Source organism: Pedobacter xixiisoli, assembly GCF_900215335.1.
GTDB lineage: Bacteria > Bacteroidota > Bacteroidia > Sphingobacteriales > Sphingobacteriaceae > Pedobacter > Pedobacter xixiisoli.
In genome coordinates, this window is the sequence record NZ_OCMT01000003.1 from 505,413 (window position 1) to 524,187 (window position 18,775).

The window sequence follows — 18,775 nt, forward strand, 5'->3', positions numbered from 1 at the left end:
ATGTGTGTGAATTAGCTGATTTTTTGATAAATGTTATTCTTTTTATCTACTGCTTTAAACTTTTTAGCAATCTGATAATCACGAATAGCTTCTTTTCCGCCTAGGCATAGAAAGCCAAAGTTAGCAAGACTATTGTAAAATAGGTTAATTACGCTCTTTTGTAACTCTGGATTAAAGTAAATTAATACATTTCTGCACGAAATTACCTGAAATTCGTTAAACGGACCATCGGATACTAGGTTGTGCATAGAGAACAACACGTTTTTCTTCAAGTGCCTAGAAATAGAGGCGGCATCGTATTGGGCGGTATAATAATTAGACAGCGATTTTCCACCGTCAATAGCATGATAATTCTCTGAGTATTGTTTCATCTTTTGGAGGTCGTAAATACCTTCTCTAGCTGTTTCCAATACTTTATGGTTAATATCTGTTCCATAAAAGAAACTACGATCGTATAAGCCTAGCTCCTCAAATAAAATGGTAAAAGAATAAAGTTCTTCGCCGGTAGAGCAGCCTGCATTCCACACTTTAAGGTGTGGGTATGAGCTAAGGTACGGGATAACGTTTTCTTTTAAGGATTTGAAGAACTTTGGATCACGGAACATTTCGGTTACGTTTACCGTTACTTCGTTTAAAAAATCGTGAAAGAAATCTTCGTTGTTGGTTAAAGTACTTCTAAGATCAAAAAAATCGAGGCGTTTCAATAGCATGATCCTATCCAGTCTTCGTTTTAGGGACGCTCTAGAGTATCCTTCAAAATCAAAGCCATAGATGTTTCTAGTAATAATTACAATTTCTTCTACTTGTTCGTCTGTGATTAATTCTTTCGTCATGTACGCTAAAAAAAAATACTTAACTCAACCAAACCCTTAACATCGATAGTAATTTGTCGATATCTACCGGTTTAGAAATATAGTCGCTGGCACCTGCTTCCATACATTTTTCTCTATCGGTTTTCATTGCTTTTGCGGTTAATGCAATTACAGGAAGATTGGCCAGATGTCTTTTTGACCTAATTTGCCTCATCGCCTCGTAGCCATCCATCTCTGGCATCATAATATCCATCAACACAAGGTCAATCTCTTTATGTTCTTCTAATTTTTCTAAGGCTTCAATACCGTTATTGGCTATAATTACCTTTATTTCATAATCTTGCAACGCAGATGATAAGGCAAATATGTTACGCATATCATCATCAGTAATTAAGATGGTTTTATTTTGTAAAGCCTTTTCTATGGTTGGCGCATAGTTCTTTGGAGCTTTGGTAATCTTAACGGTGTCTTCTTGCTTAGGAGCATCTGCCTGCAGTTTGTTCATAAACAAGCTAACCTCGTCCAAAAGTCTATCATTAGATTTGTTGCTTTTTAAAACCATTGCCTGCGAATAACGCATAATATGCGCCATCTTCTCCTTGTCGAGTTCCATCGCGGTATTAATAATTACCGGCACTTCTTTAGTTTCTGGATTAGACTTAATTTCATCTAACAAATCGAAACCAGAAATGTCGGGAAGCTTAAGGTCTAAGATGATACAGTCGAAAGTGCTTTCTTCCAACATTTGCCTAGCCTCTGCACCAGTATAGGCTTGCGATACTTTTGCTCCTTTTTTAATCAGTTGCTCGGTAAGCTCGTTGCTTTGTAAAATCTGGTCTTCAATTACTAAAACGTTATGAAAATCGTATTTGTACTGGTTAGAAAGTAACTCAAATGCGTAATCTAACTTTTCTTTGTCTACAGGTTTTTTGAGGAAACCGATAGCACCTTCTTTCTTCGCCTTACTTGCTTTTTCATCACCAGCCGACATCATATGAATTGGAATGTGTTGCGTAGCTGGATTAGCTTTAAGCTGTTTCAAAATGCTCCAGCCGTCCATTACTGGCAGCATTACATCCAATACTATTGCGTCTGGAAGTTCTGAAATTGCTAACTCTAAGCCAGTATCACCACTGTGTGCCAAGATAGGTTCAAATCCTTTTTCGATGGCGTAAGCTTTTAATATTTCTGCAAAATTCTCGTCGTCTTCTACAATAAGTAGTTTGTTTCCATCGCCACTTTTAAGCAGGAAAGGCTCTTTTTCCGCTACTGGTGCTTTTCTTTCTTCATAAGCAGGGGTACTTTCTTTCTCCACTTGGGCAAATGGCTTTTCTTCTTTCTTGCCGCCCAAAGCTTGAGGTATGAATAAAGTAAACGTGCTACCCATGCCCACTTCACTCTTCAGTTGGATTTCGCCACCTAATAAATTGGCTAATTCTCTGCTAATAGACAAGCCTAAGCCGGTACCGCCATATTTTCTGCTGGTAGAACCATCTTCTTGCTGAAATGCTTCGAAAATAACCTGTAGTTTGTCTTTAGGAATCCCGATTCCGCTATCGGTAACCGAAAAGTAAATTGGTGGCAGTTCGCTATCTAGTAGCGATTTGTTTTGTTTGATTTGGCTTTTCTCACCGATACCTGCTTCTACAACAATGGTGCCTTTTGCTTTCGTAAATTTAAAGGCGTTCGAGAGTAAGTTTTTAATGATTTGCTCTAAGCGAGTTTGGTCGGTTGCAATGGTTTCTGGTAAATTATCAGCTAGCTTAAACTCAAAATTGATTTCTTTTTGATTAGCAACTTCACTAAACAACGATTTGGTATGGCTTTGAATGGTACTAGGTTTAACCTGTTCTATCACCAAGTCAACATTACCTGATTCGATTTTAGAAAGATCTAGGATATCGTTAATCAATGCCAATAAGTCGGAGCCAGCATTGTGGATTACACCCGCATATTTTATCTGTTCGTCTGATAGATTGGCCTGTTTGTTTTCCTTTAAAATTCTAGCCAATATCAAAATACTGTTGAGTGGCGTACGCAACTCATGGCTCATATTAGCCAAAAATTCAGATTTGTATTTGCTGCTCAACTCTAATTCTTCTGCTTTTAGGCTAATGGCTTCTTTAGCTTGATTGATAGAAAGGTTCTTTTCTTCTAAGAGCTGTGCTTTTTCTTCCAATTCTGAGTTGGCCTGCTGTAATTCTTCCTGTTGTACCCTTAGCTCTTCTTCTGAGGCTTGAAGTTCTTCGGTTTTGTGCATCAAATCTTCGTTGGTTACACGAAGTTCTTCTTGTTGTGCCGTAAGTTCTTCTGCTTGCTGTTGTGTTTTCTCAAATAACTCCTGCAATTTAACTTTAGCTTCTGTGCTGTTCACAGAAATGCCGATACTTCTGTTCATTAACTCTAAGAAATTGAGATGATGAGCGAGAGGTGCTGACATGAGTCCAATTTCTAGTACAGCAATGGTTTCTTCCTCAAATAAAATTGGCATGCATAAGATATGGCTTGGCGCAGTGTTTCCAAACGCCGAACTAATTTTAAAGTAACCTTCTGGTACCGGACTAAAAACTTTAGTGCTTTTTTCAAGGGCGGCTTGTCCAGCAAGTCCTTCTCCAAAATGATATTTCTTCCTAGGGAAATCTTCGTTGATAGCAAAAGTACCTCCTACCTTTAGCGTTTTTTGAGTGCGATTGACTAAATAAAAAGCCCCAATGGGATAGCCCAATAAGTTACAAATAGAAGTAATGATATTTTCTCCGAGCTGCTCCATTTCAAAATCGCCCCTCATTGCCTCACTCACTTTTGCTCCACTGCTCAGCGTCCAATTATGCTCATGGTTTTTTATAGAGAGTTCTTCTAATTCTTTATTAGACAATAAAATTTGCCTTTCAGCTTCTTTTTGTTGGTCAAATGTTTTTCTAATGTATCTTAACAAAAACAGCAACAGTCCAAAAATAACTAGTGAACTTGTGATGATTACCGTGATGGTTTGGGTGCCTCTAGTGGTAGCAACATCTTGCCTTTGTTTTAGTAGCCTATATTCCTCTGTAATTAAATCATCAGAAAATGCCAAAAATTTAATTTTATCTAACCTGCCTCTATCAGTTAAAAATTGATTCTTAGCTGCAGCGAAATTGCCAACATTGCCTTTTGCAGCAATTTGTTTCAACTCAGAAACCTTTGCTAAAGCATAAAATTTGATACTGTCTGCTTTTCTTGTTTGTACAGGGTTATCTTCTACTAAATCTATCAATTCTTCTACAGTAGGTAAAATTTTATTGATGTTTTCGTCATAAGGTGCACGATAATCATCTCTTTCTGTTAAAATAAAACCTCGTAAAGAAGCTTCTGTGTGCAAAAGACGTATCTCTAATCGTTCTGCTGTTTTGGCAACTTCTTGCGTGTGCGAAATCCAATCATAACTATTGTTTAATGATTTGATACTGAGGTAAGAAGCAATAGCGGAAATCAGTGCGAAGATTAAAGAAACCGTAAAGCCAGTAAGTATTTGCTGCTTAAAGGAAAGTTTGAGCATATCAACCTTATATTAATATTGAAAAAATGTAGGCTAAGATAGTCATTAAAGGAGTAAAAGCTAAAGATGTAATGATAATTCACCTTGCAAAAGAAGCGTAAAGTAGTTGTTTTTGTTACCTTTATCCACTTAAAAGAATATAAAATAATGAAACTATACGGCATCCCTAATTGTAATACAGTAAAGAAAGCGCAAGATTGGCTAAAGAGTAATGGCAACGATTTCGAATTTCATGATTTTAAGAAAAAGGGTGTTACTGCAGAAAAACTTACCGAGTGGTTTAATGTTTTTGGCTGGGAAAAAGTAATTAACAGAGCAGGTTTAACCTTTAAAAAGTTAAGTAAGGAAGAACAAGCTGCAATTAATTCGGCAGACACAGCAATACCTTATTTAATTAACAACACCAGCGCCATTAAAAGACCAATTGTAGAGGTGGATGGCAAAGCCGTTTTGTTGGGTTTCAAGGAAGATGAATATCACTCGTTACTCGCTAAGTAATAGGCTTGTTAAATTTTGTTAAAAGGATTAGATAGAGGTTAAAGTGCCTTACATTTGGATATGTTGAAGAAGCTATATTTATTGGGTTTACTGTTGTTGCCATTGGTTACATTGGCGCAAACTACTTACATTACTGGAAATGTTTTTGATAACGAGCAGCGAGGTTTGGCCTTGCAGGACGTAGCAGTTAGAAATATTACCACTAAAGCTTTGGTAGTAACTGGTAAAGATGGCCGTTTTGCGTTAGCTGCAAAGGCAGGAGATTTAATTTCGTTTGGGCTTTCGGGTTACCAAACCGACACTGTTTACTTAACTAACTTATTTGCAAAAAACATTTACCTACGATCAGCAGTAAATACTTTAAACACCGTGAACATCACCACAGCTAAAATTTCTCCCTTTTTAGATACTAAAGATCCTGACGCTGTTGCAGCTAGGCAGGTTGATGCTTCTAAAAACAGAGGTGGGTTGCGCTTAGGACTGGGTTACGGAAAATGGCGCAGACAACAAGCAAAAGAACGAGAGTTAGAAGAAGCCGCTGATATTAACGAAGAAATTTCGAAAAACTTTAATAAACAGGTTATTCAAAAATTGGTGGGTTACAAAGAGAAAGATTTGGAAGATTATATTGGCATGTACCGCCCAACTCCTGAACAAATCAAAGCAGAAACGCCATTTAATTATACTTACTACATTGCCACTACGTTTAATGAGTGGAAAAAACTTCCCGCTGAATCTAGAAAGATGCCTTCTTTGCCAAAATTGAAGGGTAATCCTTAGTTATATAGTAATATTCATGTGCTAATTTGAAAATTATTGCTTTTCAAATTACCTTAGCATTAAAATAGTCAAACATGCAAAACACATTCTTGAAAACCTTAACGGTTGTAATAGCCGTTTTATATGCACAATTGAGTTTCGCTCAAGAAAAAGTAGCGAGCAAATATGTGCCAGAAGAAGCTTTTAGTCCTTTGTTTTATACTCAAAACGGTAATGAATATCGTTCTGCAAGTGGTGCTCCTGGGCCTAAATATTGGCAAAACAGAGTAGATTATAACATCAGTGCCAATTTAGATGAAGCTACTAACAAAGTTAAGGCAACTATTACCATCACTTATAAAAATAACAGCCCAGAGAAACTGCCTTATTTATGGTTGCAGTTAGATCAAAATTCGTTTAAATCTGATTCTCGCGGCTTAGCCATTACACCAGCTCGTAGTAGATATGGTGCACAGGGTGAGAAATTTAGCGGAGGTTACGACATTACTAACCTATCTGTTTCTCAGAAAGCAAAAGCCGTAAAGTTTACTTCTTTAGTGGAAGATACTCGTATGCAAATCCGCTTAGACCAACCCATGGCAGCTAATGGCGATGTAGTGGTAATTAAGATGGATTATGTGTATGAAATTCCAGTTTTGGGTTCAGATAGAACAGGTCACTTAACAACAAAAAACGGTGAAATTTTCGCAGTGGCGCAGTGGTTTCCTCGCATGAGTGTTTATGACGATATTTTGGGATGGAACACTTTGCCTTATTGGGGTGCTGGTGAGTTTTATTGCGAATATGGCGATATCACTTTTGACGTAACTGTACCTGGAAACCATATAGTGATGGGGTCTGGAGAATTACTAAACCCTCAAGAAGTATTTACTGCAGAACAATTGAAACGTTGGAATGAAGCAAAGAACAGCGATAAAACGATTCATATTAGATCAGAGGCTGAAGTAACAGATCCAAAATCTCGTCCTGCAAAAGATAAATTAACGTGGAAATTCAAAATTACAAACACTCGTGATGCAGCTTGGTCTTCATCGAAAGCTTTCGTTTTAGATGCAGCAAGTATCAATTTGCCAAGTGGTAAAAAATCCTTAGCGGTATCAGCACATCCGGTAGAGAGTAATGGTGTAGATGGTTATGGTAGAGCGGTAGAATATGTAAAGGCTTCTATCGAGCATTACTCAAAAATGTGGTACGAATATCCATATCCAATGGCAGTTAACGTGGCTACAAACATTGGTGGTATGGAATATCCAGGTATTGTGTTTTGTGGTTGGAAAGCTAAAAAAGGAGATGCTTGGGGTGTTATCGACCACGAGTTCGGCCATATCTGGTTCCCTATGATTGTAGGTTCTAACGAACGTAAATTTGGATGGATGGACGAAGGTTTCAATACTTTTATTAACGATTTATCGAGCACTGAGTTTAACAATGGCGAGTACAAACCACGCCAAATGAATATGAATGCTATTGGTAAAGCCATTATTGGAAATCCGAAATTTGAGAATATGATGTTAATGCCAGATGGAATGGCAGAAAATAACATTGGCTATAACTTGTACTATAAGCCAAGTTGGGCATTACATATTTTGAGAGATCAGATCTTAGGAAAAGATCGTTTTGATTATGCTTTTAAGGAATACATCAATAACTGGGCATACAAACATCCAACTCCTTGGGATTTCTTCCGTACAATGGAAAATGCTGCTGGTGAAGATTTAAGTTGGTTCTGGAAAAGCTGGTTCATCAATAACTGGAAAATGGATCAAGGCATTGCTGAAGTAAAAGAAGTAAAAAATAACGGAGCAATAAGTGCTTACACCATTAAGGTGGATAATTTGGATAAAATGCCATTACCAATAATTTTAGGAATTAAAACTAAGAGTGGTAAAACGGAGATCGTAAAAGTAGCGGCAGATGTTTGGATGAAAAACACCAGTTGGGTAGTGAATTATCCAACCACAGAAGAAGTAGTTGAAGTGGTGTTAGATCCACAGCAAGTATTGCCAGATAGCAATACCGATAATAACAGATGGACTGTAGGAAGAAACTAATCTAGCATTTAAAAATAAAAACCCGTAAGTTTAAACTTACGGGTTTTTTTGTGCCTAAAATTAAATTCGATAATCTTTATAGTTGTGAATGTTAGATATTATTTGATATTTTAGCTTTAACCAAACCAAAGCCGTTTAGGCTTTTAACCAAATATAATCTGATGAAAAAGTTGATTTTTGAGGCTTTGCTATATAGCGAAGGCCTATTCCTTTGCGTAGCAGCTACGCAAAAACCAAACCTTATCACATGTATTTGCCTTAGTCATAACAATTTTTTGGGTAATAAATTATCGAAATAAATAGTGTGTTAACCTTTTGTTATTTCTAAGGTAATATTGTTTTTAACTGGGTTGCTTAAAATTGCAACAATTATCAAATAAGCGCATATCTCAAAATAGATTTAGCTAATCTCAATAAAAGATGTCTTTTAATAAAGTTCAATTATACTCCGATCAAATACTGCTGGATATGCTGAAGCTGGACAAAAGACAGGCTTTTGATGCGATTTACAACAAGTATTGGGAAGGTATTTACTTATACATTGCCAAGATTATTAAAGACGAAGAAGTTGCACAAGATTTATTACAGGAGATTTTTGTTTCGTTTTGGTTGAGATGCGAGGAACTGGAAATAGAATCATTAAAAGCATATTTGTTTACAGCTGCTAGATATAGTTCACTAACTTATATTAAGCAGAATATTAAAAAGAACAACTATGAGGAATCTATGTCTGAGTTTTTCTCGCAACATGATCATTCTTTAGAACAAAACATTGATGCGAAAGAACTTGCGAATTTCATTGATGACCAACTACAACACTTGCCCGAAAAAATGCGGGAAATCTATGTGTTGAGTAGGAAAGAGCTATTATCTCACAAAGAAATATCCGAAAGATTATCTATCTCTGATAAAACCGTAAAAAAGCAAATTGGTAATGCACTAAAAATTTTTAGGTTAAGGTTAAGTGACCTTTATATACTAATTTTACTTTTATATTGTTAATCTCTTAGAACACCTACTACCAAAAGTCTTTTTAATAGACTTGTTAGTACAAGCATGAAAGATAATCGCATTCTCAAAATTTTATCAAGGTATCTTAACCATCAAAGCGATAGCGCCGAGAAGGTAAAGGTAGAGGCTTGGTATGACCATGAATTTGCTAAAACAGAGCTCAAGATAGACGATGCTAAGCGAGCCTTTTTGAGAGATAAAATGAAGCGGGAGATTAATAGAGAAATTTCCGACCAAAAATATACTTTAAAACACATGGTTTTAATGGTGGCTTCGGTAATCTTGGTATTCTTAAGCTTTATCTTCTATTTCAGCGTTAACCCAACTATCGACACTGCAAAGTACATTACTAGAAAGGTAGATATGGGTAAGAATTTGATTATCCAACTTAATGATAGTTCTTTAGTTACGCTTAATGCAGGTAGTGAAATTCGTTATCCAGAGCGCTTCTCCAAAAAAGATAGAAGGATTTATTTGATTTCGGGAGAAGCATTTTTTGAAGTAAAAAAAGATAGCAAGCGACCATTTATAGTAGAAGCTGGCGGAATAGAAACCAAAGTGCTTGGCACTAAATTTAATGTGAACTATTACAGTTTTTACGATAAAATATCGGTAACTGTAGCGAGTGGAAAAGTTAAGGTAAGTAAGCCAGATAGTTTAAAATCTTCGGGAGATTTGGCAGTTTTTCTGTTGCCTAATCAACAAGCCATTTTTGATAAAAATAGTAAGCTGCTCACTAAAAGAGAGATCAATGCCAATAAAATTAAAGGTTGGATGAATGGCGAGCTCTATTTTGATAACGAAAAGCTTTCTCACGTAGTTGAAGTGTTAAAAACCCGATTCAAGAAAGATATTATTTTCGACAACCATTCCATTAAAGAATATCGAATAACTTTAGGTTTTACTAATAACGATTCTTTCGATGGGATTTTGTTCGCAATTAAAAAAGCAAACAATCTTAAGTCTTTAGAAAAAGATGGTAAGGTTGTTTTGATGCTAAATCAATAATTTTCTTTGCTTTGCTGCTCATTTTGCTGCTTTCTTCTAAAAGTTTAATTTTTTTTCGTTTTTGTCTACTACCAAGTGTGTTCATAGTGTACTTATATATGAACCAACAAAAAAACGATATGAAGAAATTTTTACTTTTATCTCCATCACTAGTAGCTCTATCTCTAAGCGCTACATTTTAATGATTCCCCAACCTAATAGTGAACAATAATTATTATCAATCTTTTATGAAGAAAAGAGAAAGTAGTGTTTCAACTGCAAGAAGAAACATTATGAAATTTTTATGTTTTGGTACGCTGTGCTTGGTGCTGTTGTGTGGCAGGCCTTTACTTGCACAAGTGGTAAAAAGCCAAAACATCAGCGCAAATTTCAATAAGAAAAACCTTAAAGAAATTTTGGTATCGCTACAAGAAAAAAGTGGTTATCAGTTTGTTTATAACGATGCTTTGATTGCTCGTTATAAAGATATCAGCATTTCGCTAAACAAAGAAGCAATTGACCAGTCTTTGAACAGAATTTTGGGTAACACAGGATTGTCTTTCACCAAACAAGGTAATAAGATTATCATTTCTGAAAGAGCTAAACAGGAAATTACACAAACCCTTAAAGGTAAAGTTGTAGATGAAAATGGTGGGCCTATGCCTGGTGCTACAGTACAAATACTGGAGTTGAAAAGAACTGTTGTTGCCAATAACGATGGTGATTTTGAAGTGAAGGTACCGCTGGGAACTTATGCTATCGAAGCAAGCTTTATGTCCTACCATCCTAGAAAAGTCTCGGGTATAAAGGTAGATAAAGCAAAAGCTGTAGAACTTAAGATAGAGCTTATTCCGCAGGTAAATGCATTAAATGAAGTGGTGGTAACGGCACTCGGTATAAAAAGGGAAGAAAAAGCATTAGGTTTTGCTATTACAACGGTGCAAGGTGAACAGCTAACTGAAGCACTTTCTAACAACTGGACGGATGCCTTGTCTGGAAAGGTTGCTGGCTTAAATTTATTGAGGTCTAATGCTGGTCCGGCAGGTTCTAATCGTATTATTTTGAGAGGCGAGAATTCACTTTCTGGTAATACAGAGGCATTAATTGTGATAGATGGCGTAATTGTGAGTGGATCAAGTGGTAGAGCTACTGGTAATGGAAGTGCTTACATGGGCGACGATTCTCCAAGTGATTACGGCACGAGCGTTAATGATATCAATCCTGCAGATATTGAGAGTGTTTCGGTGTTAAAGGGCCCAGGCGCAACAGCATTGTATGGTGCTAGAGGTTCAGGTGGCGCCATTATCATTACTACTAAATTGGCCGATCCCAAAGTAAAAGGCATTGGCATTACTTTTTCATCTAATGCTGCATTTGAACAAACCTCAAGATGGCCAGATTATCAGAATGAATATGGGCAAGGAGATGAGGGCGTAGACTATTATTCGTATGGAGATACAGAAGATGGCAGTAGCCAAAGAGGTACAAGTAATGCTTGGGGAGCTAGATTTGATGGACAAAGTTTTTATCAGTACAATCCAAATAGTAACTCGGGGGCAACCGTAAGAACGCCTTGGGTAGCCTATCCAAACAACAAAAAAGATTTCTTTGAAACGGGCTCTACTTTTACCAACAATATTTCGCTAGAAGGAGGCAATAAAGCAACTTCCGCAAGGTTGTCTTACACCAACTTAAATAATACTTGGATCATTCCAAATACAGGTTACGAACGCAATACAGTTAGTTTCAATGTGAATCAGAAAATAACAAGCAAACTTACTGTAGCTTCAAAGGTATCGTATACGAACAGGTTTAGCGACAACTTACCATCGGCGGGATATAATAACCAAACCATTATGTATTGGATGGCGAGAGCAGTACCTAGTGCCGATATAGATTGGTACAAAGGTTACTGGGTTCCTGGTTTCGAAGGGAGCAGTCAGGTAACGCCTTTTTCTTCAAATTTTGATAACCCTTACACTATTACTTACGAAATGTTGAACAAGCAAACTCGTAATAACGTAACTGGAAATATCAACGCTACCTACAATTTTACTTCAGATTTATCCCTGATGGTAAGAACATCTATGGACATGATGTACGATAAGAGGTCGCAACAAAGACCAAAAGACACTCGTAAATTTAGAGATGGGATGTACCGCACCCAGAATATTTTTACGCAAGAATTAACCACAGATTTTTTCCTGAAGTATAAAAAGAGCATTTCCGAGAAATTTGATATTGATTTAACCTTAGGTGGTTCTACCTTAAAGAACAAATATATTAGGGACGAAATAAGGGCAGACAGGTTATTTGCTCCTGGTATATTCAATTTTGCCAATAGTATGGATGTGCCTTTGGCTTATCAAACTTTAAGTAATTACGGCGTAAGTAGTGCTTTTGCATTAGCTAGTATCGCCTATGATAATTTCTTGTTTTTAGATTTAACTGGCAGAAGAGATTGGTCTAGTACATTGGTTACGTTAAACTCTACTTCAGTTCGTCCGTTCGATTATCCTTCGGCAAACTTAAGTTTTATCCTTTCAGAAAAATTAAAGCTGCCAAAAGCATTCTCATTTGTAAAACTTAGGGCTTCTTACGCAGAGGTTGGAAACGGAGGTACTACACCTTACCTTACTTCTTATGTATATAATTCGGAAACTACTTTTCCATCAGGATTAACCAACCCTAATTCGTTAGCTAACCCTAATTTATTGCCAGAAAGATCTAAGAGTATAGAATTTGGTGCGGATATCAGAATGTTTAAGAATAAACTGAACTTAGATGTTACTGTTTATCAAAACAATACCGATAAGCAGATTCTTAACGTGCCTGTAGATCGAGCTTCGGGTTATTCTACTGCCGTTTTAAACTCTGGCGAAGTGCAAAACAGAGGCTTAGAGATTAGCGGCAATGCAAATATCATTCAAGGTAAAAGAAATGGTTTTGCTTGGAAAATGTTCGCCACATTTACTGCAAACAGAAATAAAGTACTTTCACTGGCGGATAGTGTAGAAACTATTATTCTGCAAACTGGTCCTGGTTCTAGAGGTTTTGTGGAGGCTAGAGTGGGCGGCAGCATGGGCGATATGTATGGCCTAGGTTACGAGCGCTCTCCCGATGGACAAATCGTCTACGAAAATGGTTATCCGGTAAAAACCTTAGAGTCTAAATTTTTAGGAAATGTTTATCCAAAAGGCAAGTGGAGTGTAGGTAATGAATTTAGATACAAGCAGTTTAGGTTAAACGTATTGTTTGACGGACAGTTTGGTGGCAAAGCCTATTCACATACCCACGCTAACTTGGCACAAGGCGGTAAGCTAACTAAAACCTTACCGGGAAGATATAATGGCATTATCGGTAATGGTGTAATTGCCAACGGTGATGGTACTTATCGTAAAAACGATGTAATTGCTCCGGAAATATGGACCTACTATTTAGAGCATTTCAATCCAGATAATATTGAAGGGAACTTATTTAAAACCGACTTTATTAAATTTAGAGAGGCTCGTTTAGATTATACTTTTTCGAACAAATTGGTAAAATCGTTAAAGCTTCAAAAAGCAAGTATTGGCATTTGGGGGCGTGATTTATTGATCTTTAGCAAATGGCCATCATTTGATCCAGAGTTCGGTACGCTGTCAGATGGCATGATCAGATCAGGATTTGAAATTGGACAATTCCCTGCCACCAGAACCTTCGGTGTAAACCTTAATGTTAGTTTCTAAATTTCCCTACATCAAATGAAGAATTTAAAAGTATTAGCAACAGTATTGGTTATCCTTTTAGGATCATGTACCAAAGCTTACAAAGAATTAAATACCAATCCAAATGGTGTTGCCGTAGCGGTGCCAGAAAGATTGTTGAACCCTGCAGTTTATTCGGTGGCACAATTTGGTCCAACCAGAGCCCACACCATCAACAATGATTTGATGCAGGTTTGGGTTTCGGTAAATGAAGCAGACGAATTACATAGATACGTAATCAGACCAGCCGTTTCAAATACAATGTGGAATACTTGGTATCAACAAAAGACCAATTTTTTAGATATGTATCGTATTGCAAGTTCGGCAGCAACTAAAGGCGTAGCTTATATGGCAATTGCTAATATTATGGATGCCCATGTAACTTCTATGCTTACCGATACTTATGGAGATGTACCTTATTTTGATGCCAATAAAGGTTATACGGATAATATATTGACACCAAAATTCGATAGACAAAAAGATATTTATCAAGATATTTTCAAGAAACTGGAGGAAGCAAATACGCTATTAACTGCCGCCATTACACTTAGCGACATGCAGAAAAGCCTCGATGCATTGTATGCTGGAGATATGACCAAATGGAGAAAGTTTGGTAATGCACTATATATGCGTTTATTGTTGAGGGTTTCGTCTCGTACAGATTTAATTGCTGATGGCATGTCGCCAGTAGATAAACTGAAACAAATTATTGCTACGCCAGCTAGCTATCCAATATTTACAAATAATAGCGAATCGGCAGTGCTAAATTTTACTGGCGAAACTTATCCACTTAGGTCTCCATTTGCAAGTTACCGAACAATAGACTTTACAGGTGGAGGTTCTTTGGCAGAATTTTTTGTGAACAACCTAACCGAATGGGGAGATCCGCGAATTGCGTTATGGTCTACAAAAGTTGATAACGAATACTCGGGAATTCCAAGTGGTTATGCAACGGGAGAAATTCCGGCTATTAAATCAGTTTATCCTACTGCATTGAGGTTAGATGCTAGGTTTGGAGCTATCATTACTTACTCAGAGTTGCAATTTATTTTGGCAGAATTAGCTGCGAAAGGTATCATATCGGGCAGTGCCCAAACTTATTACAATAACGGTATCCAAGCTGGTATTGAGTATTGGGGACAAGCACTTCCAGCTGGGTATCTCAATTCTTCAGAGATTATTTGGGACGAAGCTTTATCTGAAGAACAGAAGATGGAAAAAATACACCTTCAAAAGTATTACACACTTTTCTTTACAGATTTTCAACAGTGGTTTGAATATAGAAGAACTGGACATCCGGTGCTGAATAAGGGATTGGGTGTACGTAATGACAAAGTGATGCCGACAAGGTTATATTATCCGGTAATTGTGCAATCACTTAACCGATCTAATTATAACGATGCAATATCAAAACAAGGTGCAGATGATTTGAAAACCTTGGTTTGGTGGCAAGAGAAACAAAATTAATAAAGTAAAACCCAATAATTTATTAGGTATATGAACAGAATTAATTCAGCAAAAACGATGGGCTTGACGGCACGTTTTTCTAAGTTGCTGGTGTTATTGGCGATCTTATTTTCTTCTTGCTTAAAGGAAGATATCAATACTGCGGAAGGCGTTCCTAGCGATTATATGTCTATTCTGGATGTAAAAACACTTTACAAAGGAACAGATATTGTATTGAGTAGAGAAAATATGTTTGGCGCATCAAAAATAACAGGTGTAGTTATTTCAGATGAGTTGGCAGGCAATATTCCAAAGGGGTATTTGGTGCTACAACAAACAAGCAGATTTAGAACTAGAGGGGTGGTTTTAAACTTTGGCGCAAATACAACCATTCCTTTTAAACTTGGAGATTCACTCACCATAAAAGTTGAAGGAACTACATTAGGCAGAAGAAATGGAGTTTTACAGATTAACGGTGCTTCGTTAAGTGAGATTTCGAAAAATGCAGAGCAGGTTTTTTACGAGCCTACGCAAATTACTCTAAAAGAGTTGAAAAATAACTTCGACAACTACGAATCTACCCTGGTAAAAGTAGCTCATGTTGATGCTTTAACGCCAAATGTTCCTGTTGCGGGAGAAAATGAGATTAGGGAATTAGTTGGAGAAAAAGCAACACTTCATGTAGAAAGTACAGCAACATTTGCGGACAAAGTACTTCCAATTAATGCTTCTTATGTAGGTATTCCGCTTTGGAATAACGTTACAGCTGAGGGAACAGAAGGTGCCAAACAATTTCTGTGGCTCAGGAACCTAGCGGGGGTAAGTGATGAAAGTGGCGCTTTATATCCAAATTTTCCGGAAACTTTTGAAGACGGCGATGCCGTAATGTATGCCAGTGGTTATGCTGCAACCAAAAATGGAAACTTAAAAACGGGCTTATATACCTTAACCAATGCTTTTTTGGGTGGCGAAGCCAATGATAGAGCAATAAGTGGTAAATATTCCTTACGTCTAAATCAAAACTCAACTACAGATTCTTGGTGTACCATGAACTTCGACTTGGATTATGGAGCTTCGAAAATAACTTTGTGGGCAGGTTCTTATGGGGCTTCTGCAGATTTAGGCTCTACTTGGCGGGTAGAGTACTCACAAGATGGTGGAAGTATTTGGTACCAGTTGGGACAAGATATTTTAACGGTTTCAAAAGATAAAAAGCAATTCACGTTTCTAACTAGCATTAAAGGAAAAGTAAGATTCCGTATTGGTAAAGTTGGCGTGGGTGCATCTACCACTAATAATCAAAATGGAAGATTTAACATGGATGACTTTGCTGTTTACAGAAACCCAACCGATGATGGAACAGGGGTGATCGTTCATCCAACTTATTCAGATTTATTTTCATGGCAGTTTGGTAGCCCTATTTCGGTTGGAAATGAAGCTGCATCTAACGCAACTTTTGCAGTTACGGGAATCACAACGCCGGTATTAACCAGAGGTTTTGGTGTAAATGCTTCTACCATAGGCGGAGGTTTTGGCTCTAATGCTAAAGATGTGTTAGAAAACGGAAACCCTGCGCAATTGATATCCACTAAGGCAATTGCTATTAGCCAAAAAGCCTACTTTCAAATAGTTTTCAATACTTTGCCTAGTCGTACGGTTTCGCTATCAGCTATCGACTTAAAGATTAGGCGTAGTGGTGCTGGCGGAAGAAATCATGCTTGGTATTATAGTATCAATGATACTGAATTTAAACCAACGGGAGCGGGAGCCTTATTCTACGAAGGAACTGGTACAGGACAAGATATGCCTACCAACTACATCTATAATACGCCCGAATTACAAAATTTACCAGGCGGCACCAAAATAACACTCAGAATGTACATATGGGGAATTACCAACTTCAATTCGGGAAGCTTTGCTATAGGTTTAAATGCAAATGGTAATACCACACCTGTTTTAAGAGTCGGAGGAAAAATAATACCATAACAGAAAACTTCTAGAAACATAAAATTAATAACATGAAAATGAACTATTTGCTGGTAATATTTATCGGCTTAATGACTATTCTTTGCCCAAAATTAGCCGAAGCTCAGATTTTAAAATGGGATTTGACTTCCGTGCCTAGTGGAACCGGTGATGGCGGTGCTTCTGATATTTTTAAAGTGGCGACAACTATAAACGGAAATATTAAAACAGATGCAAACAATGAACTGAACAGTTTGAGAAGGGGAACCGGATTAAGAAATACAAGTAATGGTACAAGAGTATCATTAGCTAGAGGTTTCGCTTCAACTTCTACAGTTAAAGACGGCGATTTCAGTACTGCTATTAATAACAACATTTACTTTGAATTTTATGTAAGTGCTAAAGCGAACAACTATCTACATGCTAATTCATTGATAGCGACCATTAGAAGGAGTAGTGTCTCTGCAGTTGATGGCGTAAATCCAGGTTTGCAGTGGACATACCGATTGGTAGATGAAGCAGACTTAAGTAAAGTTGAGGATGCAAACTATAACCTAACTAATCCTTTTAAAAACATTGGGAGTGTGATCACAGCTTATGACGGATCAGAAGGAGTACAAACTATTACTCCTATCGATATAGAAGAGCTTAAGAATGTGCAAGCAGGAAAAACTGCTTTCTTTAGGTTATATGTTTGGGGTTTTACGAACAATACAACTAATACTTTTGCTGTTAGAAGTCTATCTGGTAGTACCGCTCTTTCATTAGAAGGAACTGTAGATGGAACTTTACCAGTAGAATTAAGAAGTTTCAGAGCGAAATCTGTTTCGCAAGGTGTACAGTTGGCTTGGCAAACCATTTCAGAAACCAACAACTCTCATTTTGATGTGCTGAAAATCAATGGTCAAAAGTCAGAAAAAATTGGAGAGGTAAAAGGAGTTGGTAACAGTCAAACTGTTAAAGACTATAGTTTTTTAGATGCTAAACCTACTGCTGGTATCAATTATTACCAATTGCGTCAGGTAGATTTCAATGGAGATCAATCGCTTTCGGAAGTAGCAACTGCTAGAGTTGGATTTGACAACAATGACTTAGTTGCATTTGCAAATGGTAATCAGGTAACCATTAACGCCAATGCCGATGCTAAAGGAACTGCCGAAGTAATGTTGAACGATATCTCCGGAAAATCACTTCTGAGAAAGAAAGTTTCACTTAATGCAGGTCAAAATTCTTTCTCATTCCCAATTAGCCTAGCTAAAGGTACCTACGTAGCTACCGTTATTTCTGCCGAGAACGGTAAAGCCTCACAAAAATTTATTTACTAACCATTAAATATTCGAACATGAAAAATCTAAGATTATCTCTTTTAGCAACGCTATTGGTTTTCGCTTCTTTATCAAGTGTAAAAGCACAAAAAGGAGTTTTATACGCAAAGTTTCCTGAAAGCTTCGAAGTAACCGATCAGGTTTTTGAGCCAGGTTATAAAAAGAAATCGTTGGTATTCCCTACAGGTAAATGGTGGTTTTACGGAGGTTTGGTAGATAGTACGGGAAACGATAGAGCCTCTAGCGGTAAGTATGCCGTAAGGTTGAATAAAAATAATACCGTACCCTGCTATTTGCAGATGAATTTTGACGTGAAGAATGGTGCCTCTAAAGTAATTGTGTGGTATAGTTCTTACGGCGCAAAAGCGGATAAATCAGCTACTTTCAGATTAGAATATTCTACTGATCAAGGTAAAACTTGGACTCAAACAGGAGAAGATATCGTCGCTAAAATTAAGAACAAACAAGGCGCAACATTCACTACCGATATTGCTGGTCCAGTTCGTTTCCGCATCCATAAACTAGCTTTAGGTAATGGCGATGAAGATCCAAATATTGCCAACGGCAGATTAAGTATAGACGATTTCGCCGTATATCAAAACTAAGTTCACCCTTAACA

12 protein-coding genes are annotated in these 18,775 nt (G+C 37.2%); 10 read left to right on the forward strand and 2 right to left on the reverse strand.

Going from position 1 to position 18,775, the window contains the following annotated elements; genetic code table 11:
* Window positions 1-11 precede the first annotated feature (11 nt).
* Both CRO54_RS14255 and CRO54_RS14260 read right to left on the reverse strand, forming a co-directional pair.
* Window positions 12-833: a CheR family methyltransferase gene (locus CRO54_RS14255; RefSeq protein WP_097132746.1), complete on the reverse strand. Its 822-nt coding sequence runs from the start codon at window positions 831-833 to the stop codon at window positions 12-14.
* A 19-nt stretch (window positions 834-852) separates the two neighbouring features.
* Entirely contained in the window at window positions 853-4,347 is a 3,495-nt protein-coding gene (locus CRO54_RS14260; RefSeq protein ID WP_097132747.1) for a response regulator, read from the reverse strand.
* A gap of 147 nt (window positions 4,348-4,494) precedes the next feature.
* Between CRO54_RS14260 and CRO54_RS14265 the strand changes: the two genes are divergently transcribed.
* The 10 genes from CRO54_RS14265 (at window position 4,495) to CRO54_RS14310 (ending at window position 18,761) form a co-directional block, all read left to right on the forward strand.
* The gene (locus CRO54_RS14265) at window positions 4,495-4,845 is read left to right on the forward strand and encodes a Spx/MgsR family RNA polymerase-binding regulatory protein (protein WP_097132748.1); all 351 of its coding nucleotides are present in this window, start codon (window positions 4,495-4,497) and stop codon (window positions 4,843-4,845) included.
* A 60-nt stretch (window positions 4,846-4,905) separates the two neighbouring features.
* On the forward strand, window positions 4,906-5,625 hold the full coding sequence (locus CRO54_RS14270; RefSeq protein WP_097132749.1) for a hypothetical protein: 720 nt from the start codon (window positions 4,906-4,908) through the stop codon (window positions 5,623-5,625).
* 74 nt (window positions 5,626-5,699) lie between these two features.
* A complete protein-coding gene (locus CRO54_RS14275; protein ID WP_097132750.1) occupies window positions 5,700-7,676 on the forward strand; it encodes a M1 family metallopeptidase in 1,977 nt (658 codons plus the stop codon).
* 420 nt (window positions 7,677-8,096) lie between these two features.
* On the forward strand, window positions 8,097-8,678 hold the full coding sequence (locus CRO54_RS14280; RefSeq protein WP_097132751.1) for an RNA polymerase sigma-70 factor: 582 nt from the start codon (window positions 8,097-8,099) through the stop codon (window positions 8,676-8,678).
* 54 nt (window positions 8,679-8,732) lie between these two features.
* Window positions 8,733-9,695, forward strand: a complete 963-nt coding sequence (locus CRO54_RS14285) for a FecR family protein (protein WP_097132752.1) — start codon at window positions 8,733-8,735, stop codon at window positions 9,693-9,695.
* Window positions 9,696-9,922: 227 nt separating this feature from the next.
* Window positions 9,923-13,402, forward strand: a complete 3,480-nt coding sequence (locus tag CRO54_RS14290) for a SusC/RagA family TonB-linked outer membrane protein (RefSeq protein ID WP_138765837.1) — start codon at window positions 9,923-9,925, stop codon at window positions 13,400-13,402.
* 15 nt (window positions 13,403-13,417) lie between these two features.
* Window positions 13,418-14,887, forward strand: coding sequence for a SusD/RagB family nutrient-binding outer membrane lipoprotein (locus CRO54_RS14295; protein WP_097132754.1), 1,470 nt, complete (start codon window positions 13,418-13,420; stop codon window positions 14,885-14,887).
* Between the two features lie 30 nt (window positions 14,888-14,917).
* Window positions 14,918-16,852, forward strand: a complete 1,935-nt coding sequence (locus CRO54_RS14300; protein WP_097132755.1) for a DUF5689 domain-containing protein — start codon at window positions 14,918-14,920, stop codon at window positions 16,850-16,852.
* 32 nt (window positions 16,853-16,884) lie between these two features.
* A complete protein-coding gene (locus CRO54_RS14305; protein WP_097132756.1) occupies window positions 16,885-18,156 on the forward strand; it encodes a T9SS type A sorting domain-containing protein in 1,272 nt (423 codons plus the stop codon).
* Between the two features lie 17 nt (window positions 18,157-18,173).
* Window positions 18,174-18,761: a hypothetical protein gene (locus CRO54_RS14310; protein WP_097132757.1), complete on the forward strand. Its 588-nt coding sequence runs from the start codon at window positions 18,174-18,176 to the stop codon at window positions 18,759-18,761.
* The last annotated feature ends 14 nt before the right edge of the window (window positions 18,762-18,775 follow it).

Bases quoted from the DNA above. Each gene is read 5' to 3' on its own strand.
- CRO54_RS14255 (WP_097132746.1), bottom strand. From the start codon at position 833: ATGACGAAAGAATTAATCACAGACGAACAAGTAGAAGAAATTGTAATT.
- CRO54_RS14280 (WP_097132751.1), top strand. From the start codon at position 8,097: ATGTCTTTTAATAAAGTTCAATTATACTCCGATCAAATACTGCTGGAT.
- CRO54_RS14270 (WP_097132749.1), top strand. From the start codon at position 4,906: ATGTTGAAGAAGCTATATTTATTGGGTTTACTGTTGTTGCCATTGGTT.
- CRO54_RS14305 (WP_097132756.1), top strand. From the start codon at position 16,885: ATGAAAATGAACTATTTGCTGGTAATATTTATCGGCTTAATGACTATT.
- CRO54_RS14295 (WP_097132754.1), top strand. From the start codon at position 13,418: ATGAAGAATTTAAAAGTATTAGCAACAGTATTGGTTATCCTTTTAGGA.
- CRO54_RS14260 (WP_097132747.1), bottom strand. From the start codon at position 4,347: ATGCTCAAACTTTCCTTTAAGCAGCAAATACTTACTGGCTTTACGGTT.
- CRO54_RS14310 (WP_097132757.1), top strand. From the start codon at position 18,174: ATGAAAAATCTAAGATTATCTCTTTTAGCAACGCTATTGGTTTTCGCT.
- CRO54_RS14265 (WP_097132748.1), top strand. From the start codon at position 4,495: ATGAAACTATACGGCATCCCTAATTGTAATACAGTAAAGAAAGCGCAA.
- CRO54_RS14290 (WP_138765837.1), top strand. From the start codon at position 9,923: ATGAAGAAAAGAGAAAGTAGTGTTTCAACTGCAAGAAGAAACATTATG.
- CRO54_RS14285 (WP_097132752.1), top strand. From the start codon at position 8,733: ATGAAAGATAATCGCATTCTCAAAATTTTATCAAGGTATCTTAACCAT.
- CRO54_RS14300 (WP_097132755.1), top strand. From the start codon at position 14,918: ATGAACAGAATTAATTCAGCAAAAACGATGGGCTTGACGGCACGTTTT.
- CRO54_RS14275 (WP_097132750.1), top strand. From the start codon at position 5,700: ATGCAAAACACATTCTTGAAAACCTTAACGGTTGTAATAGCCGTTTTA.